The organism is Collinsella sp. An268 (genome assembly GCF_002159765.1).
Taxonomy (GTDB): Bacteria; Actinomycetota; Coriobacteriia; order Coriobacteriales; family Coriobacteriaceae; genus Coprousia.
Genome location: NZ_NFJH01000005.1, coordinates 61790 through 87490, shown reverse-complemented (window position 1 = coordinate 87490; position 25701 = coordinate 61790). Strand labels below are relative to the sequence as shown.

Below are 25701 nucleotides of genomic sequence, written 5' to 3'. Positions count from 1 at the left end.
GCCTCGCCGCGCATGGTGGCGAACCCCCGCGCGAGGAAGTTGACCGTCCAGGCGAGCCCCTCGTCGATTTCGCCCGAGGACCGCGCCGGGCGCTTGCTACACTGAAGCCGCTTGATTTGCGCCGGTGAACACCGGTTGCATCATGTTTGGAGGCGATGCACATGGACCACGATTTCTACGAGTGGGCGTTCGACGCCCCGTTGCGCACACCCGATGGCTTCTCAGAGGCGGCGACTGCGGCTGGAGTTGCCGCTTCGGTTGCGGAACGGAATGAGATGATGGCATTCGCGCTCCGCACCTTCAGCCGTGGCCATGGCCAACTGCTCGACCGCATTGTCTCCGGCTATGAAAAGGCAAAGAAGCTGCAGCTTCGTGGCATGATCGCTTATGCGGCGGTTGCGGTGGTGGCCCTTGTGATCATGCTGGTGCTTCCGCTTTCTATGGATGTGGAGCTTAGGGTTATCCTGTGGCTCTCGATCGCCGGGCTGCTTTTCATCCCGTTCATTCCCCTATGGATTCTGCTCTGCAATCATGTGCTCGCGCCCGATTGGAATAGCTACGCGACGTGGTATCGCCGTCGGGACCGCAAAGGGCTTGGCTTCGAGGACCTTTATCGCGCCATGGGTGTGACGCGCCCGTAAGTCAGGAGGAAGGAACCGCATCCGCTGCCAGGCTTTTTGGGACGAAGAGCCCCTTGCCTGTAGGCGGGGATTGTAGGCAGCGAGTGCTAGCCAACGGTTTCCGAGGCCTCTGCCTCCTCAAGAATGGCGAGTGCGGCGCGGTACGTCACGCGCCGCCGCTCGAGTACGTCTGCGGGCGGCTGCGTCCCACCCATGCAGCGTGTCTCGTCCATGTTGTGCCGAAGGTCTGCCCGTTTGACCGCGCGTGCGACGGGATTGGTCGCGAGGGAGCGCACGTAGTCGAGGTAGGGTACGCCCGGCTGGTGCGTGAGCAGGCGGAGCGCCTCAATCACCTCTGCGGGGAACTCCCGAGCTAGGTCGCTTAAGGTGACGTCGGTGTCCTCTACGACATCGTGCAGGAGCGCGACGCATGCAGTTACCTCGTCCTCCATTTGCTCGGCAATGTGGTAGGGGTGGAAGATGTAAGGTGCGCCGCACTTGTCCACTTGGCCGGCGTGCGCATCGTAGGAGATGCGTAGGGCGCGGTTTGTGAGTGGCATGTAGATCATGGTGGTGCCTCCCCGTTGCCGTCTGGCGCGCTGGACATCTATCCACAGTTTTGCCCAGTTGTAGCTCGTGTTGGGGCTCTGCGCATGCGTACCTTGACCCGTACGGTGCAGCGGGATGCAGTCGGTCCCGATGAATTGGCTTGACACCCGCCGTGTTGTGATAGAAGCACTAATGGGGGCCTTCTATGCGAGCTCACTCTTCTGCATATGTCTGTTTGAAAACTAGGGCGGTTCCGCTTGCGCAGCACCGCCCTTACAAAACTCCGAAGAGATTTTACATCTCTATAGATTCTCCCTGTATCGGCACCCAGATGTCAACGAGTTTCCAAATGGAGTCGAAAGCATAGTTCCTCATGGGGTCATTCCCGTCTACTGTGAGGGCATGTTTCCCAAACGTCTCGGGATGGTTCTCGACTTCATGCACATCTATGATGAGGATATGGCGATCTTTGGCGACAAGATTGAGTGGCTGCCCGAGCCCGATGCCCGGCTTGCGAACGAGCTTACCGTGCGGTGAAGACATCTTTTTGAGACGGTCAGGTACGTTATGCGTTCGGTTGCTGTAGGGCGCCAGCTGCGGTATGTTCTTGCGCTCGCACGTGTAGGATGGTGTGCGCCGTCGCGATTGAAGGAGTCGATGCATGCTGTTGTCGCTTGCGCCCATGGAGGGGCTTACGGGTCATGTGTTCCGTAGAGTGCACGCGGAGCATTTTGGCGCGCTCGATCGATATTACACGCCGTTTCTGACGCCGCCGCATCCAGGCAGCTCCTTTGGCAAACGTGCCGCGGCGGAGCTAGACCCGGCCAACAACCGGGGGCTGACCGTGGTGCCGCAGCTTCTGACCAAGGACGCGGGCCAGTTTGTCTGGGCTGCCGAGGTGCTGGCCGAGATGGGCTACACCGAGGTCAACCTCAACGCAGGCTGCCCTTCGGGGACGGTCGTTGCCAAGGGGAGGGGCGCGGGGCTTCTGCGCGATGTGGAGGCGCTCGATGCGTTCCTGCAAGATGTATGCGCGCGCTCGCCCCTTGCGGTATCGGTTAAAACGAGAATCGGTGTGGTGGATGACGGGGAGTTCGAGAAGATCCTCGCAATGTATTGCCGCCACCCCTTGGCGGAACTCATCGTGCACCCGCGCGTCCAAAAAGACCGCTATGATGGCGTCCCTCGGCGGAGCATATACGCCGAGGCACTCGCCGCAGCCCCGTTTCCGGTGGCGTACAACGGCGACATCTTTGGGGAGGACGATAGAGATGCGCTCCTTGCGGCATATCCCCAGACGCGCCACGTGATGCTCGGCCGCGGCGTGCTCGCCAATCCCGCTTTGGCGCGTGTGCTGCGCGGCGGGGCGGCGCTCTCGCGCGAAGAGCTCGAGCGTTTCCACGACGATCTCTTCGACGCCTATCTCGCAGAAATAGGCGGCAACGCGGTCTTTCGCATGAAGGAGTGGTGGTTCTACGCCCAGCACGCCTTTGCCAACCCGCTTGCGGTGCACCGTCGGGTGCGCAAGGTGCGCAAGGTTGCGGAATACCGTGCGGCGGTCGAAGGCATTTTTGCATCCGAGGCATTTGCCGCAATCGCCCGGTTTGATACCAAGTAGCGCGGGGGCACGATGGCATAATCCTATAGGAGCCGATGGGTTGCCGGGCAAGAAAGGTACGCCGTGAACATCCAGATCTTTGGTACCAAGAAGAGCTTCGATACCAAAAAGGCGCAGCGCTACTTTAAGGAGCGTCGCATTCCGTTCCAGTTCATCAACCTCGCCGAGAAGCCCATGAGCAAAGGCGAGTTGCAGAGCGTGGCACGCGCGGTGGGAGGACTAGACGCGCTTATCAACCCCGACGCACGCGACCAAGATGCCGCCGCGCTCGTCATGCACATCGCCGAGGTGCAGCGCTTTGAGATGCTGCTCGAGAACCAGCAGGTCCTGCGCGAGCCCATCGTGCGCAATGGGCGCCAGGCGACGGTGGGGTACGCGCCCGATACGTGGAAGGGCTGGTCATAGGGCGCGTCCCGCGCGCTCTACGGTCCGTAGGTAGTCTTGCACGGTCGCGCGGGAGATACTGGTCCCGTTGTGACATGCGCCCGCGACGGCGCTTTTGAGAGAGGACCCTCATGGCCGGATACCTGACTGCCGATACCATCAAGACGCTCCGTGAGGGGCGCAAGCTTACCCAACGCGCCCTCGCCGAGGCGGTGGGCGTGACCGACAAGGCTGTTTCCAAGTGGGAATCGGGGCGCGGGCTGCCCGATATCTCGCTGGTGGAGCCACTTGCCGCCGCGCTCGGCGTATCGGTGGCGGAGCTTCTGACCGGCGACGTCCGCCAAAACGCCAATCGCGCGGGCAACCTGCTGCGGTCGCGCTTCTACGTGTGCCCGGTGTGCGGCAACGTGCTGTATGCGCTGGGGGAGGGCTCGTACTCGTGCTGCGGCGTCGCGCTTGCGCCCGCCGAGGCGGAGGAGCCCGATGAGGGCCATGCGCTCGTGGTCGAGAGCATCGAGGACGAATGGTACGTGACGCTCGACCATCCCATGCGCAAGGACCACTACATCAGCTTTATCGCCTATGTCACCACCGATGGCGTAACGATCAAGAAGCTCTATCCCGAGCAAGAGGCCGCCGCACGGTTCCGGTGCGGTCAATCGGGCATCATTGTTGCCTATTGCAACCGCCATGGGCTCGTGAGCGTCCGCACGCCGCGGCGCGTCGCACGGGCGTAAGGCGGCGCCGCCGGGCGGCTTTCCGGCTCGTTTTGCAGGACGCGCCACCGTGCGATACCCGGAGCGGAAAGATATGGTATAAACTAGGTAGCATATTACCGACGGGCGTCGCCGCCCGCATGCCGTTATTGGGAGTAACCACGATGGGTGCCTGCCTCAAGCTCTGCAAGAAATGCTCCGGCGTCTCGCCCAAGGATTTCAAGGGCGTTGTCGCCAAGGGCGATATCCGCACCGGCTGCTTTGGCCATTGTGCCAAAAAGCACAAGGAGCTCGAGGGCAAGGCGTACGTGAAGTACGACGGCGCCATCGTTGCCCGCGGATCCAAGAAGAAGCTCGTCAAGGCGGTGGCGGAGTGCGTGTAGGCAGGACGCGTTGCCGGCGCCGTCATGCGCGGCCGTCCGGATCGCACGGTGAGACGAGGGCGCCGGGGACCCGCTTGACGGCGCTACCTCAGAGGCGCACCAAGCGTATCGGCTCGTCGCGATAGAGCGTGCCTCTCCGATGCTGATAGCCGTTGGCAAGCGTCGTCTCGCGCATCCAGCCGATGACGAGCTCGGGCTCGTCGGGAAAATCCTCGACGGCAGGGTTTTCCTCCACCGAGTAGAGGGAGGGCGTGAGGGCACCGGGCGTGACGCCGAGGTCGGCGAGCCCCGCTTCCGGATCGGTATTGTCGTACGCGATGCGGATGCTGAACCAGCCCTTGTCCTGCACGCTTGCCGGCAACGCGGCAAACATGCCCTCGGCGGGTGCGAGCTCATAGGTCTCGAAGACCGCGGGGTCATGGGCGCGCACGTCGTTGTTGGTGAGGTTGCTCTTCTCTACGAGGTCGTCAAACGTATAGGTGGCCGCCGTCTCCTCAAGCGTTACGTCGTCGGGATGCAGGCGCACCCCATGCTCGTCGGGGGTCAGGTAGACGCCGTGGCCGAGCCCGATCCAGTCGACGATGAGCCAATCGCCCACGTCGCGTGTGTGGTCGAAGGGGGAGAGCTCGCCTAGGAGGCCGCTCTCGCCGTTATCGTCCGTGGCGATCTCGTAGAAGCCCTCCTGATAGACGCGCACCTTTGTTTGGGGGTTTCCCGCAGTGAGGGGGAGGAGCTCGCGGCACATCGCGTCGATGGGATGAGTCCAGCCGGGAACGTCGGGCACGCCGGTGGGAAACCCGTTCGCGTACGCGGCGTCTGCGCCGGCGATCTCGAACGTGATCTGGGGTGTTCGGATGGTGATGCGGGCGGCCTCCTCCTCAAAAAAGCGCTCGTCCCCCGTGTAGCGCGTGTAGAAAAACGACCCGGATCGATTGCCGCTCCCTTCGCTGTTATCCCAGTCATAGGGCGAGATGCAGCCGGTAAAGAAACCCTTCTCGGTCAGGTCGTAGCCGTTGATCAGGACGAGGGAGACGGTGTAGCCGGCGTCTTGCAGCAGCCGTTTGCCCTCGACGACGGCGGAGCGGAAGCGCTTCTCGTACGCCGCGGTGATCTCTGCCTCCTGCCGGGTGTCGCCGAGCGGGCCCTTCTCAAAATCGACGAGCACGCAGGAGCCGTCAGCCATGGTGCAGAAGGCGCGCTTTAGCGAATAGTAGGCGAAGAGCGAATAGCTGCGGTCCTCCCAGACGTCGGTCACGGCAGCGTGCTCGCCGTACTTTGCTGCGTAATAGTCTTCCGCTTGGCGTGCGACGGCGTCTTCGTCAAAGGCACCGAGGTCCGAGCAGCCGGTAGTGCCGAGCACGAGCGCCATGACGAGGGCGATGCTGAGGGCGAGGGGCGCAACGAGGCGATGCCGCGGCGCGGTACCCGGTCGGGCGGCGCGGCGGCGGCCGGCGGATGCGATGGCTAGGGACATGGGGCAGCCTCCCCTCTGAGGCCCGGGCGGCGCGGTTGCCGTGCGGGGCACATGGATGCCGTCATGGGTATAGCCTAGCCCAAGGAGCCCTGCCGCAGAAACCCGCCGGGGGAGCGAATCGGTGAGCGTGAGGGGCTCCGGTGGCCCGCCCGTCCCAGTTTGTGGAGGCGGGCTCGCCATCGCCGCCTTTTCGTTAGCGAGCGCGGCTACTGCCAAAGCGAGCTCCGTAAGCGTGATGAGGCCCACGGTCTTTCGGGTGATGAAGGTTGCGGGGTGGTTGGGGTTAAGGTAGATGGTGCAGGTTCCGGCCTCGGCCATCCTACGGGCGTGACGTTTGGAGACGCTCTGGACCGATCTCACGCAATACGTCCTCCCCTGGTAGCTGTACGAGAAGGCGGGGTAGCGGAGCGTTACGGCCTCGCCGGTCGGCTGGTCGAGGCTGCCGCGCCATACGGCCTCCACGGCGACGGTGCACGTGAGGAGCGCCCGGATGTCGTTGGCGGCGACGCTCGCAAACAGCACGGCGAGCGACAGCGTTATCGCGACGGCCGCGAGGGCGTCCCCGCCCGGGACGAACGCTGCGAACACGAAGGCAAGCGTGAAGCCGATCGAAATGGCCACGAGCGCTCGGAAGATCACCGGCGAGCTTTGCTGGTTGCCCTGCCTGATGACCATAACGGTCACCGCATCAAAGAAGGCTGCGACAAAGAACAGCACGGTGAGCGTTCCGATGTCCATGGGGTACCTCCGTTGCGCTATTGCCATCTGGTGGCTCTCGATAAGCGCGGGCGTAACCGTAGCCTTCAGTTTACTCGGTGGGGACGGGAGCGCATGCGAGGCCGGCGCTTTGGGTCCACGTTTATCTGCCCCATTTGCCCGTGTCCGCACGGGCGGGTATCCTAGTCACTCCCATACCCGACCTAGGGAGTTACATGGATATCATCTCTGCGCTCGCTGAGGAGCTTGGGCTCAAACCCGCTGCGGTCGAGGCGGCCGTCAGCCTTATCGACGAAGGGAACACCATCCCCTTTATCGCGCGCTACCGCAAGGAAGCTACGGGCGGTATGGACGACGTCGCCCTGCGCACGCTCGACGACCGCCTTACCTACCTGCGCAACCTCGAGCAGCGCAAGGAGGATGTCATCACCCTCATTAGCGTCCAGGGCAAGCTCACGCCCGAGCTCGAGGCCGAGATTCGCGCCGCCACGCAGCTCCAGCGCGTCGAGGACCTCTACAAGCCCTACCGCAAGAAGCGCCAGACGCGCGCGCAGAAGGCCCGCGAGGCGGGGCTCGAGCCCTTGGCGAACATGATCATCATGCAGGTGAAGACCAAGGGCTCGGCGCTCGACGAGGCGGCGCGCTTCGTCACGCCCGAGGCGGCGCAGGCGGGCTTCGACTCGGCCGAGAAGGCGCTCGCCGGCGCATCGGACATCGTGGCCGAGGTGGTTGCGGAGGACGCCGAGAACGTGGCCGACCTGCGCTCGTTTACCGAGGGGATGGGCGAGGTCGTCTCGGTGGCGACCGATGCGGACGAGAAGACGCCCTACGAGCCGTACTACGCGTACGAGGAGCCCGCGCGCAAGATTCCCAACCATCGCGTCCTCGCCATCGACCGCGGCGAGCGCGAGGGGAAGCTCCGGGTGCGCGTCGAGGTGGATACCGAGGCGGCCATCGCCCGCTTGGGGGCGCGTTGGCCGCGCCGCCAGGGCGTGTTCGCACCGGTGCTCGACGCCGCCATCGCCGACGGCTATAAGCGCCTGATGGCGCCCTCGCTCGAGCGCGAGCTCAGGGCGAAGCTCACCGTGCGCGCGCAGACCGATGCCATCAAGGTGTTCGCCAAGAACCTCGAGGGCCTGCTCTCGGCACGCCCCGTGCGCGGCGCGCGCATCATCGCGCTCGACCCGGGCTACCGCACGGGCTGCAAGGTCGCCGTGCTCGACGAGACGGGCAAGCTTCTCGACCACGGCGTCGTCTACCCCACGCCCCCGCGCCGTGATGTGGCGGGCACGCGCCGGGAGCTGGCGCGCCTGATCGCGCGCTACCGCATCAACACCATCGTCATCGGCAACGGCACGGCGAGCCGCGAGACGGAGGAGGTCGTCTCCGACTTCATCGCCGCCGAGGCGCCGGAGCTCCGCTACACCATCGTCAACGAGGCGGGCGCGTCGGTCTACTCCGCGAGCCAGCTCGCGAGTGAGGAGTACCCCGACCTCGACGTCACCACGCGCGGTGCCATGAGTCTGGGACGCCGTTTGCAGGACCCGCTCGCGGAGCTCGTCAAGATTCCGCCGCAGTCCATCGGCGTGGGCCAGTACCAGCACGACCTCGACCAGACGGGGCTCGCGCGCACCCTCGGGCACGTGGTGGAGGACGTGGTGAACCGCGTGGGCGTGGACGTCAACACGGCGAGCGCGAGCCTTCTGGGCTATGTGTCGGGCATCACGCCGACGGTGGCCAAGAATATCGTCGCCTACCGCGAGGAGCACGGCGCCTTTACCGACCGGCGCCAGCTGAAGGACGTCCCCAAGCTGGGGCCCAAGGCGTTCCAAAACGCCGCGGGATTCCTGCGCATTGCGGGCGGGGCGAACCCGCTCGACGCGACGAGCGTGCACCCCGAGAGCTACGCCATCGCCCGCGAGGTGCTGAAGCGCGCCGGCGTGGCGCCCGCGGAGCTCACGCGCGGCGGCATCCCGGACATCGCGCGCCGGGTGGGCAGCGTGGCCTCGCTCGCCGGCGAGCTGGGCTGCGGCGTGCTCACGCTGATCGACATCGTCTCCGAGTTAGAGAAGCCCGGCCGCGACCCGCGCGACGACGCGCCCGAGGTGGTCTTTAGCAAGGCGGCGCTCTCCATCGAGGATCTGCAGCCCGGGATGGAGCTCACCGGTACCGTGCGCAACGTGGTCGACTTCGGCGCGTTTGTGGACGTGGGCGTGCACCAGGACGGCCTCGTGCACATCTCCAAACTGGCCAAACGCTTCGTAAAGCACCCGAGCGATGTGGTTGCCGTGGGTGATACGGTAAAGGTGTGGGTAGAGAAGGTCGACCGCGAGCGCGGCAAGATCTCGCTCACCATGGTGCAGGGGAAGTAGGAGAGTTTGGCAACGATGCGGGGCACTGGGTACAACGGGTGCAGGCGGCTCCGGATTACGCTTGGAGGCTGCACGGGGATGAGCTGATGCAGAATTGGGAGCTTGCTGCTTCGGACAACTGATGTCGATGTGTTTCGAGGGTGTCTAACCGTCTTGAATGATGCGGTTGCATGGGACATTTCGGGCTCGCACGACGCGGCAACTTGCATCGATCTTGATCCTTGGAAGATGTACAAGGAGAGCCCCGTCGTCTCAGATCCGCTCGATGTCGCCGCATAGATTCCATCGATATCGTGGAGTGCTACGGCCCGTAGCGCGCGCATGCGCCCGGTTGCATTTGCAGGTAGGATTGTCCCCGTATCCATGTAGGATTGTTCCCGTGTCGAATGCAACGTGAGGGGTGTGGCATGAACTGGCGAGACTATGCGAACTACGCTCGGCAGAGTGCCGACGAACTCGCGCGTGATTGCGAGGTGCAGGTGTTCCGGGCAAAGGGGCCGGGCGGCCAAGGGGTGAACACCACGGATTCTGCGGTGCGCATGAAACACGTGCCCACGGGCATCACCGTGACCGCGCGCGAGACGCGCAGCCAGCTCCAGAACCGCCGTCTCTGCCTGCAGAAGATCGCGCAGATTATCGAGCGGCGCGCCCAACCTCCCCGCGTGCGCAAGAAGACCAAGGTGCCCAAGGCCGCGCGCGAGCGCCGGCTGGCCGACAAGCGCCGCCGCTCGCAGCTGAAGCAGCAGCGCGGCCGCGCGGGGGATGAGTGGTAGTGAGGGCTGACGATGAGATGGAAACGATCCCCTAATACATCTCATCCAACTCGATGAACAGAGTTGAGCTGTTTGGTGTGCACATTAAGCCCGAGCGTGAGAAAAGCCCGTACCGATAACAATGCAGGCCCGTTCGCTCGACTTGGGAATCCTCTTCTGCAACCATCTTTTCGGTAATTGGAGCCGAGCTGTGCATCCGATGAGTTCCATATCACTCAACTCCCGTTGACTCAAGTAAAACTGAGTCAACGGGAGTTGAGTGATGGTACCAGTGGCATACGATGCGGAGCCGCTTTCTTTGCCCGCAATTACACTGCCCAAACCGGGAAGGCCCACGCCCGTTCGCTCACGGGGAACGTGTCCTGAACCATGCAGACGATAGTACCTGTTCCAATTTCACGTTTGTACATCGAGAGCTCGGGCGCCACGTCAGACGCATTGACTGGGTCCAAGGCGTTTAGGTTGCGCGTGTCTTTGCGCGAGGGCGACGCCGTTTTCTTCACCTCGATGGGGAAGAGCGCGCCATCTCGCTCCATCAGTAGGTCGATTTCCTTCTTGTCGTTGTTACGGAAGAAGTAGAGCGGTGCTCGTTGCCCAGCGTTGAGGAAGCTCTTGTAAATCTCCCCAAAAACATGGGTCTCAAAGATCTGCCCGCTCATGGCACCGGCTTCAAGAGCTTGCGGGCTGGTCCAACCCGTGAGATACGCTGCCAGGCCAGTGTCAAGAAAATGCATGACCGGCTGCTTGGAAAGGCGCTTCAGCAAGTTGTTCGCGTAAGGTTCGACAATCTTGACGATGTACGAGCTCACGAGCAGGGACAGCCACGTCTTGGCTGTCTTCTCGTCGATGTCCGCTATGCGCGCGAGTTCCGCATAGACCACGGGTTTCGAGGTGAGCGCAGCGCAGGCTGTCATGAAGCGGCGAAACTTCAGCTCGTCGCCAATCTGCGAGAGGTCGCGGATGTCGCGCATGATGTATGTGTCGAGGTATGACTCGTATGCCCCTGCGCGCAGGTCATCCGGCAGGGAGCGGATGCCCGGAAGCGAGCCAGCACAGATGCGGTCGTATGCTTCTATCACGTTATATGACTTGGATGCGGTTACGCGACGAACGAAGTAATCCTGTCCAGGGGAGAACGGTTCAGAAGGAACGCCGGAAACCTCGGCACCAGAGAGGCCGAGCATTTCTATTACGCCGACGCGTCCCGCAAGCGATTCGGAGACCTCCTTCATGAGGTGGAATGGCTGGGAACCGGTAAGCCAGACGGTCCCGGTCTGGTTGGACGCGTCGACGATTTCCTTGATGTAGGGGAGAAGCTCCGGTGCCTTCTGAATCTCGTCGATGAGAACGGGCGGGCGGTAGCGCTGGAGGAACAGCGCGGGATCTTCCTTCGCAGTTTGCAAGATGGCGGTGTTGTCGAGGGTCACATAAGCGCGCTCGATGCCCTCCGATGCATCTTCTTCCATGAGGTGCTTGAGCATAGTTGTCTTGCCGACTTGGCGAGGGCCGGTTACGACGACGACTTTGAAGTGTTCGGAGTATCTACGAACCAAAGGTTCGAGCGCACGAGTAATGTACATGGCAACCTCAAATCTTCTCAAATCCGGAATTGATTCCGGATTTGAGAAGATTATAGCAAGCGCTCTACACTTGGCAAAGCGCTGTAGAAGGTTCCCCCAGTTCATTCGCAGGTATGCTCTAGGCGGTAGCTTTCTTGGCGCTGATATTATTGAAATGGGAGAAGAGGCTGCGAACGAAGGAAGTTGCGATGCAGACGGTCTACGACGCGCTCGATCCTATCGTAAACGCATCGATATCCGAGAAGGAGAAGGGTACCAAGTACGAGGCTGCCTGCGTCTGATACCTTGCAAACGATCCGTACTGGGCATCCAACTTCGAATGTGTGGGGACCTTGGAACAGGCGCTCGCGTGGGATGGCTGCCCCATCCACGATACGCAGGACACCGGCATCGATCTTGTGGCGAAGTCTCGTGAAGACGGCTCCTGGTGGGCCATCCAGTGCAAGTGTCATGACTCGGATAAGCAACTGCCAAAGGGCGTCTGCGACTCGTTCTTCGCACGTGCGCTTGGTGATCCTGCCGTGTCGCGTTATATGGTGATGACCACCGCCAAGGGCCTAGCGAAAAACCTCCGGCAGCAGGTCGATAATACCGGCACGATGGTCGTGGACACGGCCAAAATGGCCGCGTCGGCGCTGGACATATTTCTTGACCAACCCTCGCAGGTTAATTCTGGGGGAACCGACAAACTCGATCGTGAGCAAATTGAGCGCATCTACCGGTTTATTCATGATAGAGTTGCGGAGTTAAATGGGGGGCTGCAGGTGATTGTTGTTGACCATACGGGCAGCGAAGCATACGGATGCGCTGATAGTGTCGTAGATAGCTGGAGAGATGGCGAGGCTCTAGTACCAGCTTCATGGCTTGCATAGCGCACCATCGACTCTTCTTGATTCACATGTTTTCTTGCGAACGGTTCCTTGCTGCTTGAACTGTGTCTAGGGGCTAGGCAAGTGGAATGGTTCGGAGTGGGAGAGCGCTGTTCGCTGAAGGCGATGAGTACCGTACGCAAATTGTACCGCCGTTCTATGTAAACGGCACTGGTGTTCTGCAGAAACGATGCCGGCAATCGAATAATCTTTGGTGAGAGGGTTGTCGGTGCGGGCGGGAAGCGTGTACCCGAATATCCGAGTACCGGTAGCGTCGGGTACTGTCTGAGCCGCCGTCTTTGCGGATGAAGCGGCGACACCCACATCTCGGGAGGGACATCGACTCCATGGACCTCGCGGCGATGAGCTCCGCTGCGATGCGTTCGATTTCCCTTGGGACGGCGGTGAGCTCCTCGACGATTGCATCCATCGATATGGATGGATGCACGCCTCTCATGCGCCGCCCCTTGTCTCGATTGGTTGGCGACTATGATGATGGGGCGCGCGAGCATGAACTCATCCGGCGGATGTCAGAAGCGCTTTAGCAGAGCCAAGTATAATTAGAGCCAGTAGAAGCCAAAAGAAACATCCAATCGGGTTACGTTCTGGTATATCGGACTTTTTGGGAGCTGGCTTCGCTGCATCATATACCCTGAAAAACGGTGCGTAATTGTCGCTTCCACAGCTCACTTCAACACGAATATCCCTTCCATCATTAATCGCCTTGGAAGTTTCCCGTGAGTAGTGTTTCGGAACATATCCAACCTTTCTGCTGCCCTTGTAGATGGCGACAGCGAATGGATCATGCTTGTTGTTTGGTTCGGGCTGCAAGCGCACATAGTCCCGCTCGTTCACCTTAGGCTTTCCACGGTAGTACCATGAGTTGCAATAGAATTCGTAGTCTAGATAGTTATTAATAGGGGAATTGTCGTCCGTGAGTTTTGTTGATCGGTCGCAATCGTAAACCTTGTTCATATCTTCAATCACGTTCTCCAGCTAAGCGGTGACGAGTACGTAACCGCTTTGCCATAATATTAACCTCCGGGGTGTTGGGGTCATTCTCCCTAAAAGCTCGGTCTCGGCATTTGGGATTGTAGCTCTAGGGGCGTAGTCTTTTCACATCCAGCTCGAAGTACATGCGTTTAAGCGTCATGTCATCGTCGTTGACAGGCTCAGTGGCTACTTTTTCCGTTTGTGAATAATCTCGATGGGGTATAGTATCTACGCCCTATGCACCAGGCGTGGGGGTGTGGTACTGCCGTCAATACCGCAAACGAGATAATTATCACGTTTCCGGCATTTCCGGCGCACTCGCCTGCATTCAGGTCGAGTGTTGCTTTGAACGCGAGAGCGGGCATTGCGACCTCCGATTCTATTGTGGCACAGGCGAGCACTTTGTTCGCGGCGGTCGTTGGCGAGAGCCGACGTACATGGTCGTTTGTCGGCCGGTGAAGCCCGCTTGGGGAGACGAAGCCGCCCCGTTGTTGATCCAAGCGGGTTGACCCAAGATGGGAGGAGAATGGACTATTCCGTCCGTATCGCCGATGCTCATCGGAAGAAAGGCTATACGCATTTCGATAGTCCTGTTACATATGTTCAAGTAAAGCGTCTTGTTGAGGATCCGGATTATGTCGTGAGCCATGCGTTTTACCCGCTTATTTCAAACACGATTGAGAGCTTTCGTGTTGAGGATAGCGACTATCTAGGGAAAGAGTTTTCGGTAAAAGCGAGGGAGGTTGCGTATGCAGCCCATCTCGACCACAGGATTTATCAGTATTACTCTTTGCAATGGTCTGATCGATATGAGGTGCTGCTGGAAAAGTCGGGGGCTGATGGAAGCGTTCTAGCATATCGGCCGCAAAAACATCTAAGCAACATTGATGGAGCGGCAAAAGCTTTCTCGAAAATCCGCGAGCTTCAGAACGTCGCGGTAATGACAGGGGATTTCTCAAGCTTCTTTCCAAGCATTCAACACGATTATCTTCTTGGTATGATGCGGAAGCTTTTCTCAGACGGGAAGCTTCCTAAAGACCATTATCGAGTCTTAAAGAGCATTATTCATTATTCCATTTGGGAGCTTGACTCGATTCTGGGGATTCGTGGATATGACACGAGCTCAAAGAAGAGGCGCAAGGGAAGTATTCGCAGCTTCAATCGGAACGAGGCGCATGCGCTGACAAAAGAGCAGTTCAAAGCGAATAAAGACAGCTGTATAAAGGCTCCCTGGAAAGAGGGGGCTGGGGTCGGGATTCCGCAGGGACTTGCTGCAAGCGGCGCTCTATCAAACGTTTACATGCTTGATTTCGACACTTCCATGGCCGGGTCGATTTCTACACTCAACGGTCTATACCTCCGATACTGTGACGATTTCATCGTCATCGTTCCTTGGGATAAAAGGAACGTGCTCGCAGCGGTTCTGGATTATGTGAAGGGGGTACCAGGAGTATCCCTCCAGGCTGGGAAAACAAAGTTCTTTCATGTGCATGACAGTATTGTTGAGCAGTTTAATGGGCCTTGTTTTGAGAAGGTGTGCAAAAGCGGGGCAAAGAAAATCACATACCTCGGCTTTGATTTTGACGGGCGTTATGTAAGACTGCGTCAAAGAACAGTTGGAAGGTTCTTCAATCGTTACTACCGTAGAGTGAGGAAGTGCCAGAAAAGGGGACGTCACCTTTCTAATAAACAGAAGGCGGCAATATACAAGTCGTTTAGCAAGAAAGGGGACAACGCCCGCGGGGGATATTCGCAGATGAACTTTCTCTCTTATGTGAGGCGTGCGCAGAAAACTTTTCCGGATGATCCTATCTCGAAGCCAGTAAGCAATATGTACGGGAAGCTCAAACGAGATATAGGACCGTTAGCGCGGACGGAGCGCGCTGGCAGAAAACTGAAACGAAGGCGCCAATGATGACGGGTCCCATCACAGCTAGGTCCTCCTTCTTCGCCGCGAGCGCAATATGGGATGAGGTCATCTACGGGCGCTCGCTGGCGACGGCGGACGCGGCGCGGGTGGGTCTCGCTGCTGCGAGCGCGCTTGACCTGATGCCGAGTCGTACTACGTGCTCAATGAGTTGCTCGACCCGCTCGACCTAAAAGTTTACCGATTACCTGCTCGACGGCGGGCGCGGGACGGGTCGTGTGCCGGCCTATGCGGCGGCGAAGCCGCCGCGCCGCGCGACCGGAATCGAGCTCGGCCTAGCGCTCACGAGCATCGTCTCAGCATGGACTGCACGCTTCGACCGGCTGAAATGCGCTCTGCTAGCATGCTCGACATCCCACTCGCACTGCTATCTGTTCAATCACTTCGATACGCCTTTCCCCAGCAGTTTCCTCTACAAGCTGGAGCTCGATGCTGTGCGACCCGCATGCGTATCCATATGTTGGACGACGGGGAATCCTTCCTCTATCTGGGGCGCAGCGGCTGGGAGTGCCTCCGCGAAGGCTTGATTCAGGCGTATCGCACGTTGCAGGGCACGCGCGTTACCGTCTACGACTACCCGCAGCATTACACGGCCTGGCGCTATGTGTGAAATCAGGACAGTGGTAATTTCACCTTACGGGTGGTGAGCGCGCCTGTGCGCACGTCGATGGTGCAGTCGGTGACGCGTACGTGCGCGGTCATAAGCGCGTGTTCCCGGATCGCACACAAGCTGGCAGCGACTTCGTCCTCAAGGCGTTCGAAGCCGGCAAGCACATGCACGACGCGCTCGTCGTGTCGCGCCGCTGCAATCTGCTCGGGTGCCGTACCTGTCTGCTCAAGCGCTTCGAGCAGGTGCTCGGAATGCATACCGCAGGTTCAGCACAAGGTATGCCCAACCGCGAGGATCTCCCCTACGTCCAGCTTGCCGATCGCGACAAGCAGCGATCGCATTATCTCGCTGTAGGGGCCGGTAATCGTCGCTCACGCCGCCTTGATGGCGACCGCATCGCCGTCCACAAGACCCAGCGCCTTGGGCGAAAGGCGCGTCCGTCGCGTGTCCGTGCAGCTTATCACGGTGAGGTGCCGGGCAGGTGCTCTGGGGAGCTCGCGTGTCACCGTGCGTGCGCTCCAAAAACGCCCGGTTGCAGGCCATGGCGGTAGCAATGCAGATGCGGATGCTGGGTGGATGTCCGGCGCGTTCGTGGCGATTCTCTCTTCACGGTAGGGTACTGCCTTATGCGGTGGCGTGTCGCCGGGGCGCGCAGCCAGGGTGTTGGGACACTGGCAGGGGGCGTCTTGGCAATGATAGCGCTCCGGCGTCTACGCATCTGTCCCGTGGGGTGCATAATGTCGAGGCAGGAGATCGCCCTAGCAGAGTGAATGGGATGACATGAGCCCGTCCTCAAGTATCCTAATATGCAGTTTTATCCTACGTATAACCGTTTTAGCATGGGCTCGTACGATGTGCGCGTAACAAGCACATGCTCATGGCTGCAGATCAAAGGGCCTGAAGCGACCTTCAGGCATTCCTAAGCATGTTCCCGGCAACATCCCTTCGTATTCGGGCAGAAGAGAAGTACTACACCAACTGCTCCGCCGGTTTCGCCGCGCGGTAAGGGAAGGGGGCGGGCCCATGTGCACGGGCATCCGCTTTACCAGCACGACCGGATCGATGTACTTCGGTCGCAATCTCGATTGGACTCAGGGCTATGGTGAGCGCGTGGTGGTGACGCCTCCTGCGGCGCAGGTGCCCGCCGCCTTCGATCGCCCTGGTGACGTGGACGCAGGCCACGCCCATGCCGTCATCGGCATGGCCATTGTGTTTAACGAGACGCCGCTCTACTTTGATTGCGGCAACGACGCCGGCCTCGCGGTCGCGGGTCTCAATTTTCCGCAGAGCGCCTGCTATGCGCCGGAGGCCTCAACGGACCCCGACGCCATCAACGTCGCCGCTTACGAGTTTCCCTTCTGGGTCGCGCGCAACTTCAGTACGCTCGACGAGGTCCGCCAGGCCCTCGCGAAGACAACCATCGTCGCCAAGCCCGTCTCGTCCGATCTCCCCGTCGCAAACCTGCACTGGATCATCGCCGACGCCACGGGCAGCATCGTGGTCGAGTACATGCGCGACGGCATGCATGTGTGGGAGGACGACGTCGATGTGCTCACCAACGAGCCGGATTTCGGCTGGCAGCGCACAAACCTCCGCAACTACCTCACGCTGACGGACGCTGAGCCGGCATCGCCCTTATGGGGCCGCGCCCAGCTCGCGCCCTTTGGGTCAGGAGCGGGCCTACAGGGGATTCCCGGCGATTACAGCGGACCGGCGCGGTTCGTGAAGGCTGCGTTTGTGAACAGCCATTACCCCGCAAAGGACTCCGAAGGCGAGAACGTGACGCGGCTCTTCCGCACCCTCGGCGCGGTTGCCGTGCCGGACGGTGCGGCGCGCATGGCCGACGGCTCCTGCGAGAAGACGCTCTATACCAGCTGCTTCTCCGCTGAGGCGCTCACGTATTACCACGCCACCTATGACGATCCGCGCATTCGCGCCTACCGCCTCGCGTCGTGCGACCTTAGCGGGAACGCGCCGCTCAACGCCTCCGAGGCTCCGCTGACGGCATAGGCCCGTCAGCGCTCCCTTGCGCCGTGGTGGGCATCGCGCTCGCTGCGGCGCAGGCGGCTCCCAAGTACTTCTTCGCGCACCAGATTGGACACAACGTGCATACCTCAACCTCCGTGCAGGCGGCTCAGCCTGCAGGGACCGCCCGGCCCGCAAATGCGGGGCGGTTCCTCGTACTTCCCATTCTCGTTCTGATTCTCGCCCAGATGGGTGCCACGGGCGATAACGGCGCCCTTTCGCTTGCCACATCCGCCCTCACGAGCGAGCTCGGCGCCACGACGGCGCAGATACAGCTGGCAAACATGATCTATCCGCTCGTAGGAGGCGCCTTTATGATCGCCGGCGGCCTTGCCGGCACCATCGTCGGGTGGAAGCGGACCTTTCGCGGCGGCATCCTGCTCTGCGCGGTAGGCGAGGTCGTTCTCGCGGCGGCGCCGAGCATGGCGGTCTTCATCTGGGGCGGCCGCGTGCTCGTGGGGCTCGGTGCGAGCTTTATGATCCCCGCGGTCCTGGGTCTCATCCCGCTTATGTACCAAGGTGGTAACCGGACCGTCGCCTTCGGCGCCATCGGCGCGGCGTCGGGCCTCTCGGCGCTTCTGCCGCTCGTCCTCGGCGTGGTGATGGAGACCGCGGGCATGCACGCCACGTTCCTCGCGCTCGCAGGCTACTTCGCCCTCGTCTTCGCTGCGTCCTTCACCTTGCCGGCCATCGAGCAGCCGCATGAGCGCACCGCGTTCGACAGCGGTGGCGTGGTGCTTGCGGCGCTGGGTCTCTTCCTGTTGCTCATCGGCGTCTCGAGCGTCTCCTCTTGGGGTTTGGTGACTCCGCTGGCAGGAGCGCCCTTCACGGTTCTCGGTATCTCGCCGGCGCTTCCCCTTGCAGCGATCGGTCTTGTGGTTCTCGGCCTTCTCGTCGTGTACGAGCGGCGCGTCGAGGCGCGTGGCGGCATCGCGGTGCTGCCGAGCGTGTTTCTGGCGACCCCGCAGGTCCGCGCCGGCCTCATCGCGTGCGCCCTCACCTTCTTCTTTATGGGAGCGCAGTCCATCCTTATGGCTCCCTACCTGCAGCTCGTTGCGGGCTGGTCGCCGGTTGCCGTGGGATCCATCTCACTTGTCACGGGGCTTCCCACCTTTGCGTTCGCACTCGGCATCCCCAAGTTCCTGCCCCATGCCAGCCCCCGCCGCGTGATTCAGCTCGGCTACGTTGCCATGGCGGCGGCCTTGGGGCTCATGGCGTTGTCGGTGACGACGGAGGGCGCCTCGGCGCCGTTCGTGTTCCTCGGGGCCTTTATGGCCGGTGTGGGCGCCGGCACGGTTTCCTCCCATGCGAGCAATGTGGTGGCGGCCGCCCTGCCCGAGCGCGAGGCGTCGCAGTCCGGCGGCATCCAGAGCACGATGCGCAACGTGGGCCAGGCCTTTGGCGTGGCGCTGCTCGGCGCCGTCCTGCTCTTTGGGATCACCGGCACGGTGCGGTCGCAGGCCGCGGCGGATGCGTCAATCACCCCTGAGGTGGCAAGCCAGCTCGACGCGGTGAGCATCGACTTGGGGAGCGACCGGACCTTTGAGGACGAGATAGCCGGTATCACCATGTCCGATGCCGAGCGGACGGAGCTCGTGAAGATCGAGGCCGGGGCTCGGGTAGACGCGGTGCGGATCGCCTACGCCGTGGGCGCGGTCATCGTGCTTGCCGGGCTGGCGTCGACCCCTGCCATCAAAGAGCGGCCGCACACTGCACGCGCGTGACGTAGCCCTTGCGCGCAAGGCGGGACCAGGCAGCGATCAAGAAGGCCGGCGCCCCAGGGAGACTCCCTGAGACGCCGGTCTTGCCGTGCGGTTTGGGTAGCGCGTGCGCCTACATTACGATTCCCGCTTGAACCGGGTCGCGAGCGCTCCGCCGGCGATGGCGATGCCGCTGCCAAGCGCGGTGATGAGCGTCGCCCAAAGCGTATGGTCACCCGTTGCGGCGAGTGCCGTCCGCCCGCCCGTTGCTGCGCCGGTCTGCTGCGACGGGTTGGTTCCAGACGTTCCGGCGCCGTCTGCGGGATCTGTGCCGCCATCCGGCGCGTTAGGCTCCTGACCGTCCGGCTGTTGCGTGCCGCCGGTTCCCCCATCGGGGTCGCCCGAGCCGTCGCCCGGCTCTTGATCGCCGCCCTCGGGCGGGGTCACCTCGCCTTCGCCGCCGGAGCCGTCGCCGCCCTCGGGCGGGGTGGTCTCACCGGAGCCGCCGCCCTCTTCGCCGCCGCCGGGTTCCTCGCCGGAATCGCCGCCGGTTAGCGCGGTATGCGGATTCAGGCGCACGTCGTAGGCCACCACGCTGAAGGATGCCGGGTCGCTGTCGCCTGCGTCGCCGATGAGCTCGAACACCCCGTCGCGCGAGAAGCCCACGAGCTGCCCGTCGCGGTAGAGCTCCCACGCCGTCGTGGCGCGCGCGAGCTCGTCGCTCGGCATCGAGGCCATCACGCGCAGCGCGTCGCCCACGATCTCGACCGTAAGCTCGGGTTCCACCGTACCGTTCTCGCCCACGATCTCCTCGTACGTCTTCGCCCCGTTGATGATCTGCGCATCGGTGTTCAGCGAGAAGTACTTCACCTTGCGCGGCATCGAGGGGTACTGCGCGCACCACTCCCGCACCTCGGGCGCGAGGTCGCGCTCGCCGAGCTCGTACAGGTATTCGGCAAAGTTGTAGCCCGTCCCCATGGTGAAGGCCACGGCCATGCGGTTGTATTTGACGCCCGTGGTGGCGTTGCTCGCCAGGTCCTCGATGGTCTTTACGGCATCGGCGTCGCTGCGCAGGATGCGCACGGTCGCCCCGTAGGCGCCGTATGTCTCCACGTCAGCGGCGATCTCTGCAGTATAGGGGCTCGCGGAGAAATCGTAGCCCGCGTAATCCCAGTCGTCAAAGAAGTGCAGGCCGTTCCACCATGTGGTTACGTGCGTCCAGATGTAGGTGCCCCATACGTCGCCGTTCATCCAGTCGGGCACATAGTTCGGGTCGGCGGCCATCTGCGCGAGCTCGGCATCGCGGCGCTTGGTGGCGTTCATGGCGTTCACGTGGTAGTACGCCGAGGGGTCGAACGCCGTTCCCGCTGCGCGCGATGCCTCGATGCCGCCGTGGCGCGAGCCGGCGATGGAGTAGAGGTTGTTCGTCTCCTCGGCAACCGCGATCACGTTGTTATCGAGCATGTGCCCGTATTCGTGCGACATGCCCCAGCCGTACATGCTCTCGCCCGATAGGAACGACGCGGCCGAGCTTTCGGGCATGTGGAAGTAGCGCCCGTAGGCGTACATGGTCGAGGGGCTCTTGACCGTGCGGGTGAAGGCCGTGTGCACGCGCGCGGTGGTGATGGCGTTGGGGCCGCTTGCCTCGGCCGGGTCGAAGCCGTCGAAGGCCCAGTAGAACTCGAGCCGGTCCTGGATCGCCTTATTCGATTTCTCGATGTAGGCAACGGCATCCTCCTGAGACGCGATGCCGGCGTACGCCCTCGCCATAGCGGTGGCGCTCACGGCGAACTGCGCGCTGCCCTCGTCGCCCATCTGGATGAGCGTCATGTCGGCCGCCTCACCCGCCTGCGCCCGCGCGGCGTAGGTGCGGATGTCCTGCACATAGGTCCAGAAGCGCTCGGGATGGGCGGGGTCGTGCTCGTAGAAGGGGTGCGCGCCCAGGCTCGTGCCGAGGGCGGGGCTGGCGCCGTCTGCCGAGGTGCCGGGGTTGGCGCCGTCTGCCGAGGTGCCGGCGCCCGCGGCGTCGCCCCCGGTTGCGCCCAGGGCGACCTCGGCGGCATCGGCCGCCTCGATGCGCACCTGGGCTGCGTTATCGGTGGAGTCGTTACGCAGGTAGAGCATGGAGCCGTAGGTTTTGTCGGTAAGGTCCACGGTGATGCGGTTGGCGCCGTTGACGAGGCCGTTTTGCTGGCCGAGGTTGAGCGAGGGGTAGTTACTTGTGTCGGTCACGCCCACCTGGCGCCAGGCGACCGAGAGCTTCGACGGGTCGTCGGCATCGACGTAGACCACGATCTCGTTCACCTGGCCGGGCTTGAGGTAGAGGCCGGTGGCGTCGAGGTTGTCGAACTGGTAGCCCTGCTTGGTGCGCTGCGCCTCGGCCCACGGGTCGCCCAGCTGCGAGAGCGTGCGCACCGTGTCCGCGAGCTCGTCGCCGTGGGCGGTAAGGTAGGCCGCATAGCGCTCGATGTCATCCAGCTGCTGCAGTCTCACGCGCTTCTCGGGCGTGTCCACGCCGGCGAAGTGCTCCTCCACCGTTGCGCGCAGACCCTCGAGGGCGTCCGACCCGGTGAGCTCGCTGCGCAGCTCGAGGCCGAGGTTGCCGGCGAAGGGGTGGTCGAGCAGGTCGAAGAGCGCCGCTACGTCGGCCGAGGCCAAGGTAATGCGGCTCTGGTCGGTAGCGTCGATGCCCACCGAGGCCGTGCGCTCGGGCGCTCCGGCACGGCGCACCGCGAGGCGCTCGAGTGCGGCGCGCGCCACCTCGGGCGAGGTGGCGGTGGCCACCACGCCGCCCGCCGGCCATTCGTCCGCGAGCACGACCTCGATCGGGTCGTCTGTGGTGTGCGCCCCGGGCGCGCTTGCAAACGAGAGCGCGGCGCCCTGTGCCAGGCTCACGCGGTCGACGCCCTCGAAGCGCGCCTGCCCGCCCAACTCGAGCGCGCCGCGGGCGTCCACGCGCACGCCAAAGGTGTTATTGGGGTTGTTGTTGCCGATGGTGCCGCCCGTAAAGCTGAGCCGGCCGCCCTCGAGCACGTGGACCACGCCGTCGCTCGACACGTTGGACGAGTTGCCCGCGATGGTGCCGCCGCTCATGCGCACGGTGCCCTTGGTCCACACGATGGACTCGGAGTAGCTCGTGCGGTTGCCGGTGATGGTGCCCGCCCGCATCTCGAAGGTGCTCCCGTGCTCCACCGCCACGGCGGCGTTGCGCATGGAAAAGCCGTTGCGAATCTCGCCGCCGTCCAGCACAAAGGTGCCCTCGCGCACGTAGACGGCGCCCCAGGGCTTCCAAGAGCATTGGGCGCCCTCGATGGCCGTGCCCGCGCGCATGGTGAAGGTCGATTGCCCGTGCAGGGTGACGACGGCCTCGTTCGAATCGGTCCGCTCGTTGTCGATAACGAGCTCGCCGGCGGCGGGGTCGGCGGCCTCCAACGTGAGCGCGGCGCCGTCCAAGAGGCGGAACATGCCCGCGGCCTTGCCGCCCTCCTGCGGGAACGCTCCTGCGCGCGTGATGGTGGCGCTTGCGGTGGCGCGCAGCGTGATCGAGCGGCCCGCGTCGATCACCACGGGTTCGCTCACGCTGAGCGCGCCCGAGACCTCGATGACGTCACCGTCCTGCGCGGCCCGGGCTGCCTCGACGAGCGAGCCGTATACCGTTTGCCCGCCGTTGTGGATGAGGGTGACCGTGCCGGCGGATGCGCTCTCGGCAGGGGTGAAGGGCTCGGCTGTGGCCTCCACCGCGCTTTCTGGCGCCGGGGTGGCGGACGCCGGTTCTTCGTCTGCGGAGGTGGCGGCTGCATAGCCCTCGTCCACGGGCGAGGCAGCCGCGGCGTCGCTGGTATCGAGGGAGGGGTCGCGCACCTCGGTTTCGGCGTCTGCCTGCGGCGTCTCTTCGTCCGCATGGGCGCTTGCGGGTGCGGCGAGGGCCGCCGTCGCCCCCGGGCCGGAAAATACCAAGCTTGCGGCTAAAACAGCGCGCAAGGTTGTGGGGGCTATTCGGTTGTAGGGCATGATGTCCAAATCCTTTCGCATCTCGCGCCTGGGAAGGCGTGGCCGCGCTGGGGAATCATTTGAGCGCGGAGGCAGTGTCTGTCTAGGTGCAGAACTGGTATACCCCGGGTGGCATATTGAAGGAAAGCTTCGGGGGGCCGAATCCACAGGTTCTGCACCACCGCTTTGCGCCACCGTTATGTGCTCCGTTTTGTACCGCAGTTCCTGCGACCTTCCGTACCGCCCGGCAGGCGCACCTCGATGGCCACTGTTCGCACGGCGCGTGCTACGGTCTCAGGCGCCCGCGCCCTCGGCGTCGTCTGGGGTGGCGAGCTTGTTGACGCGGCGGTCGTAGGTGAGGATGCCGTTGGCCTCGTCCTCCACGTCGGAGAGCTGCGTGTAGACATAGCCGGCAAGCCCGTGCGGCGCCAGCGCCTCGGCCTCGGCGAGCGATGCGCGGACGGCGGCGCGCCAGGCGGCGGGGGACGCAAAGTCGCCGTAGCCGTAGACCGCGTCCGAGAAGCGGTGGCCATCCACGGGCTGTGCCCAGCCGCCAAACTCCGAGAGGAGAAACGCGCGGAAGCCGCGCTCGCGCGCATAACCCTTGAGGCGGCCCCGGTCGCGCGGCGCGGTGAGCGGGCGGAAGTAGTTGTGATGCGAGTAAACGTCGCCGCAGTGCTGGTCGTACCAGCCGCTCGCCGCATCGAGGGGGCGCGTGGGGTCGATCGTGTGGACGAGCTCCGCCGCGGCGCAGGCGTCGAACTGGCCCATGCCCTCGTTAAAGAGCGACCAGGCGACGATCGAGGGGTGCCCGGCGAGATGGCGCACCATGTCGGCGCACGTTGCCGTCCATTCGAGCTGGTAGCGCGCATCGTCTGACGAGAGGGCCACGCGGTGGTGGGGGATATCGTCGCGATAGCGCCTCCACGTCGCGCTGAAGACGGTGGGCTTGCGGCTCGTGTGCCAGAGGTTGTAGGCGCTGCCGCCCTGCACGGCGTCCTGACAGACGAGCATGCCCATGCGGTCGCAGTGGTAATACCAGCGCGCACGCTCGACCTTGAGGTGCTTGCGCAGCAGGTTGAAGCCGGATGCGCGCGCGGCCTCGATATCGTGGACGAGGGCGGCATCTGCAGGCGCCGTCATGAGACCGTCCGGCCAGTAGCCCTGGTCGAGCACCCCCTTGAGCAGAAGGGGCTTCCCGTTGAGGAAGAAGCGCGGCGTGCCCGCGCCGTCGCGCTCCACGTGAACGGTGCGGAAGGCGGCGTAGCTGCGCACGCGGTCGGGCTCGGCGGCGGCATGCGCGCTAGCGGCCCCGTCGGCGGTGCAGGGCGCGGCGCCGGCGATAAGCGCAGCCTCCACGCGGTAGAGATACGGCTCGGCAGGCGACCAGAGCCGGGGTGTATCGAGGGCGAGGGTGGCGCGCAGGCGTCGTGCGGGCGCCGTGCCGAGGGCGGGTGCACCCATGGCGGCGGCAAGTTGGGCGAGCGAGGGCGCCGGTGCCGTGGCGGGGCGCGCATCAAAGGGGAGGCGCGCGTCGAGCACGCGGGTCCCCTCCGCATCAAACACGGCGAGGTCGAGCGCGAGGGCGGCGTCAGCACCGAGGGGCTCCGCCACGCGCGCCAGCGCCTCGACGGCGAGCGTGCCGTCGGCCGCGCCCCGGCAGGAGAGCGCCGTCAGATGCGCGGCGGGCACCACCTCGAGCCAGACGCTCTGCCAGATGCCGCTCTGCGCCGTGTACCAGATGCCGCCGGGGTGGAGCCGCTGCTTGCCGCGCGGCTGCATGCCGGCGTCCGAGGGGTCGTAGACGCAGACCTCGATGAGGAAGGTCCCGTCGGCATCTGCGCCGGTGCCGTCGTTGAGATAGGGGGTCACGTCGAGCTCAAAGGGCAGATAGCCGCCTGCGTGCGTGGCGGCGAGCCGGCCGTTCACGCGGATTGCCGCCACCCAGTCGACGGCGTCGACGTGCAGGATGATGCGGTCGTGGGCGCCGCGCGCCGGCGCGCTGACGCGGCGGCGGTACCAGAGGAGCTCGCCGGGGGTGAGGGTGCGGCGCACGCCCGAGAGCGGCGCCTCGGGCGAGAAGGGCACGCGGATGCGCCCGGCAAACGTCGCCGGCGGCGCCGCCGTGCTCACGAGGGCGAGGGCGCCGGCGAGGTCGAGGGGCGAGGCGTCCGCCCGTCCGGTGGGGACGAATGCATAGTCCCACCAGCCGTTGAGCATGGTGTAGGAGGCGCGCTCGAGCGTGGGGCGGGGATGCTCGGGCAGGACCTCGGCATCATCTCCCGCCGCCGCGAGGGCATCGCCCCAGGGGGTGGAGAGGGGGAGGGTGTGCGTGCGTTCTGGCGCGCGGGCGGCGGCGAGCGCGCGTTTGACATCGAGCATACGGAATCGCCTCGTCTTG

18 protein-coding genes and 2 pseudogenes are annotated in these 25701 nt (G+C 63.4%); 13 read left to right on the top strand and 7 right to left on the bottom strand.

Annotated elements, in window-relative coordinates; genetic code table 11:
- Positions 1-161: 161 nt before the first annotated feature.
- On the top strand, positions 162-641 hold the full coding sequence (locus B5F70_RS05570) for a hypothetical protein (protein WP_087204575.1): 480 nt from the start codon (positions 162-164) through the stop codon (positions 639-641).
- 86 nt (positions 642-727) lie between these two features.
- Here B5F70_RS05570 and B5F70_RS05565 read toward each other — a convergent pair whose 3' ends face one another.
- Positions 728-1189 carry an HD domain-containing protein gene (locus tag B5F70_RS05565; RefSeq protein WP_087204574.1) on the bottom strand — a complete coding sequence of 154 codons (462 nt, stop codon included), beginning with the start codon at positions 1187-1189 and terminating at the stop codon, positions 728-730.
- 382 nt (positions 1190-1571) lie between these two features.
- Here B5F70_RS05565 and B5F70_RS10960 point away from each other — a divergent pair, with 382 nt between their 5' ends.
- The 5 genes from B5F70_RS10960 (at position 1572) to B5F70_RS05545 (ending at position 4270) form a co-directional block, all read left to right on the top strand.
- Positions 1572-1706, top strand: a complete 135-nt coding sequence (locus tag B5F70_RS10960) for a hypothetical protein (RefSeq protein WP_256363450.1) — start codon at positions 1572-1574, stop codon at positions 1704-1706.
- 124 nt (positions 1707-1830) lie between these two features.
- On the top strand, positions 1831-2787 hold the full coding sequence (locus tag B5F70_RS05560; protein WP_087204573.1) for a tRNA-dihydrouridine synthase family protein: 957 nt from the start codon (positions 1831-1833) through the stop codon (positions 2785-2787).
- Between the two features lie 63 nt (positions 2788-2850).
- Positions 2851-3192, top strand: coding sequence for an ArsC/Spx/MgsR family protein (locus B5F70_RS05555; RefSeq protein ID WP_087204572.1), 342 nt, complete (start codon positions 2851-2853; stop codon positions 3190-3192).
- Positions 3193-3302: 110 nt separating this feature from the next.
- The gene (locus tag B5F70_RS05550; RefSeq protein ID WP_087204571.1) at positions 3303-3908 is read left to right on the top strand and encodes a helix-turn-helix domain-containing protein; all 606 of its coding nucleotides are present in this window, start codon (positions 3303-3305) and stop codon (positions 3906-3908) included.
- 143 nt (positions 3909-4051) lie between these two features.
- Entirely contained in the window at positions 4052-4270 is a 219-nt protein-coding gene (locus B5F70_RS05545) for a hypothetical protein (RefSeq protein ID WP_087204570.1), read from the top strand.
- 88 nt (positions 4271-4358) lie between these two features.
- Here the strand turns inward: B5F70_RS05545 and B5F70_RS10840 are convergent, their stop codons facing one another.
- Positions 4359-6482 carry a hypothetical protein gene (locus tag B5F70_RS10840; protein ID WP_241145914.1) on the bottom strand — a complete coding sequence of 708 codons (2124 nt, stop codon included), beginning with the start codon at positions 6480-6482 and terminating at the stop codon, positions 4359-4361.
- A gap of 194 nt (positions 6483-6676) precedes the next feature.
- Here B5F70_RS10840 and B5F70_RS05535 point away from each other — a divergent pair, with 194 nt between their 5' ends.
- Together B5F70_RS05535 and B5F70_RS05530 are read left to right on the top strand one after the other, a co-directional pair.
- Entirely contained in the window at positions 6677-8833 is a 2157-nt protein-coding gene (locus B5F70_RS05535; protein WP_087204569.1) for a Tex family protein, read from the top strand.
- Positions 8834-9306: 473 nt separating this feature from the next.
- Positions 9307-9606: pseudogene (locus tag B5F70_RS05530) on the top strand (peptide chain release factor-like protein); the annotation flags it as partial.
- A gap of 308 nt (positions 9607-9914) precedes the next feature.
- On the opposite strand, the gene B5F70_RS05525 reads toward B5F70_RS05530, so the two are convergent.
- Positions 9915-11186 (bottom strand): ATP-binding protein, encoded by a 1272-nt coding sequence (locus B5F70_RS05525; protein WP_087204567.1) that lies wholly within the window; start codon positions 11184-11186, stop codon positions 9915-9917.
- A gap of 302 nt (positions 11187-11488) precedes the next feature.
- Between B5F70_RS05525 and B5F70_RS10955 the strand changes: the two are divergent.
- Both B5F70_RS10955 and B5F70_RS10950 read left to right on the top strand, forming a co-directional pair.
- Positions 11489-11815: pseudogene (locus tag B5F70_RS10955) on the top strand (restriction endonuclease); the annotation flags it as partial.
- Positions 11807-12058, top strand: coding sequence for a DUF3732 domain-containing protein (locus B5F70_RS10950; RefSeq protein WP_256363452.1), 252 nt, complete (start codon positions 11807-11809; stop codon positions 12056-12058). The pseudogene B5F70_RS10955 and the gene B5F70_RS10950, both read left to right, overlap by 9 nt.
- A 513-nt stretch (positions 12059-12571) precedes the next feature.
- Here the strand turns inward: B5F70_RS10950 and B5F70_RS05515 are convergent.
- A complete protein-coding gene (locus tag B5F70_RS05515; RefSeq protein WP_143753926.1) occupies positions 12572-13042 on the bottom strand; it encodes an HIRAN domain-containing protein in 471 nt (156 codons plus the stop codon).
- A gap of 532 nt (positions 13043-13574) precedes the next feature.
- Between B5F70_RS05515 and B5F70_RS10505 the strand changes: the two genes are divergently transcribed.
- Entirely contained in the window at positions 13575-14963 is a 1389-nt protein-coding gene (locus tag B5F70_RS10505) for a reverse transcriptase domain-containing protein (protein ID WP_143753925.1), read from the top strand.
- A 624-nt stretch (positions 14964-15587) separates the two neighbouring features.
- On the opposite strand, the gene B5F70_RS05505 is transcribed toward B5F70_RS10505, so the two are convergent.
- Entirely contained in the window at positions 15588-15842 is a 255-nt protein-coding gene (locus B5F70_RS05505) for a hypothetical protein (RefSeq protein ID WP_087204563.1), read from the bottom strand.
- Between the two features lie 766 nt (positions 15843-16608).
- Here B5F70_RS05505 and bsh point away from each other — a divergent pair.
- Both bsh and B5F70_RS05495 read left to right on the top strand, forming a co-directional pair.
- The gene (gene bsh / locus B5F70_RS05500; protein WP_087204562.1) at positions 16609-17595 is read left to right on the top strand and encodes a choloylglycine hydrolase; all 987 of its coding nucleotides are present in this window, start codon (positions 16609-16611) and stop codon (positions 17593-17595) included.
- Positions 17596-17690: 95 nt separating this feature from the next.
- Positions 17691-19334 (top strand): MFS transporter, encoded by a 1644-nt coding sequence (locus B5F70_RS05495; RefSeq protein ID WP_241145912.1) that lies wholly within the window; start codon positions 17691-17693, stop codon positions 19332-19334.
- Positions 19335-19448: 114 nt separating this feature from the next.
- On the opposite strand, the gene B5F70_RS05490 is transcribed toward B5F70_RS05495, so the two are convergent.
- Positions 19449-23321, bottom strand: a complete 3873-nt coding sequence (locus tag B5F70_RS05490; RefSeq protein WP_087204561.1) for a M60 family metallopeptidase — start codon at positions 23319-23321, stop codon at positions 19449-19451.
- Between the two features lie 273 nt (positions 23322-23594).
- Positions 23595-25682, bottom strand: coding sequence for a glycoside hydrolase family 2 TIM barrel-domain containing protein (locus tag B5F70_RS05485; RefSeq protein WP_087204560.1), 2088 nt, complete (start codon positions 25680-25682; stop codon positions 23595-23597).
- Between the last annotated feature and the right edge of the window lie 19 nt (positions 25683-25701).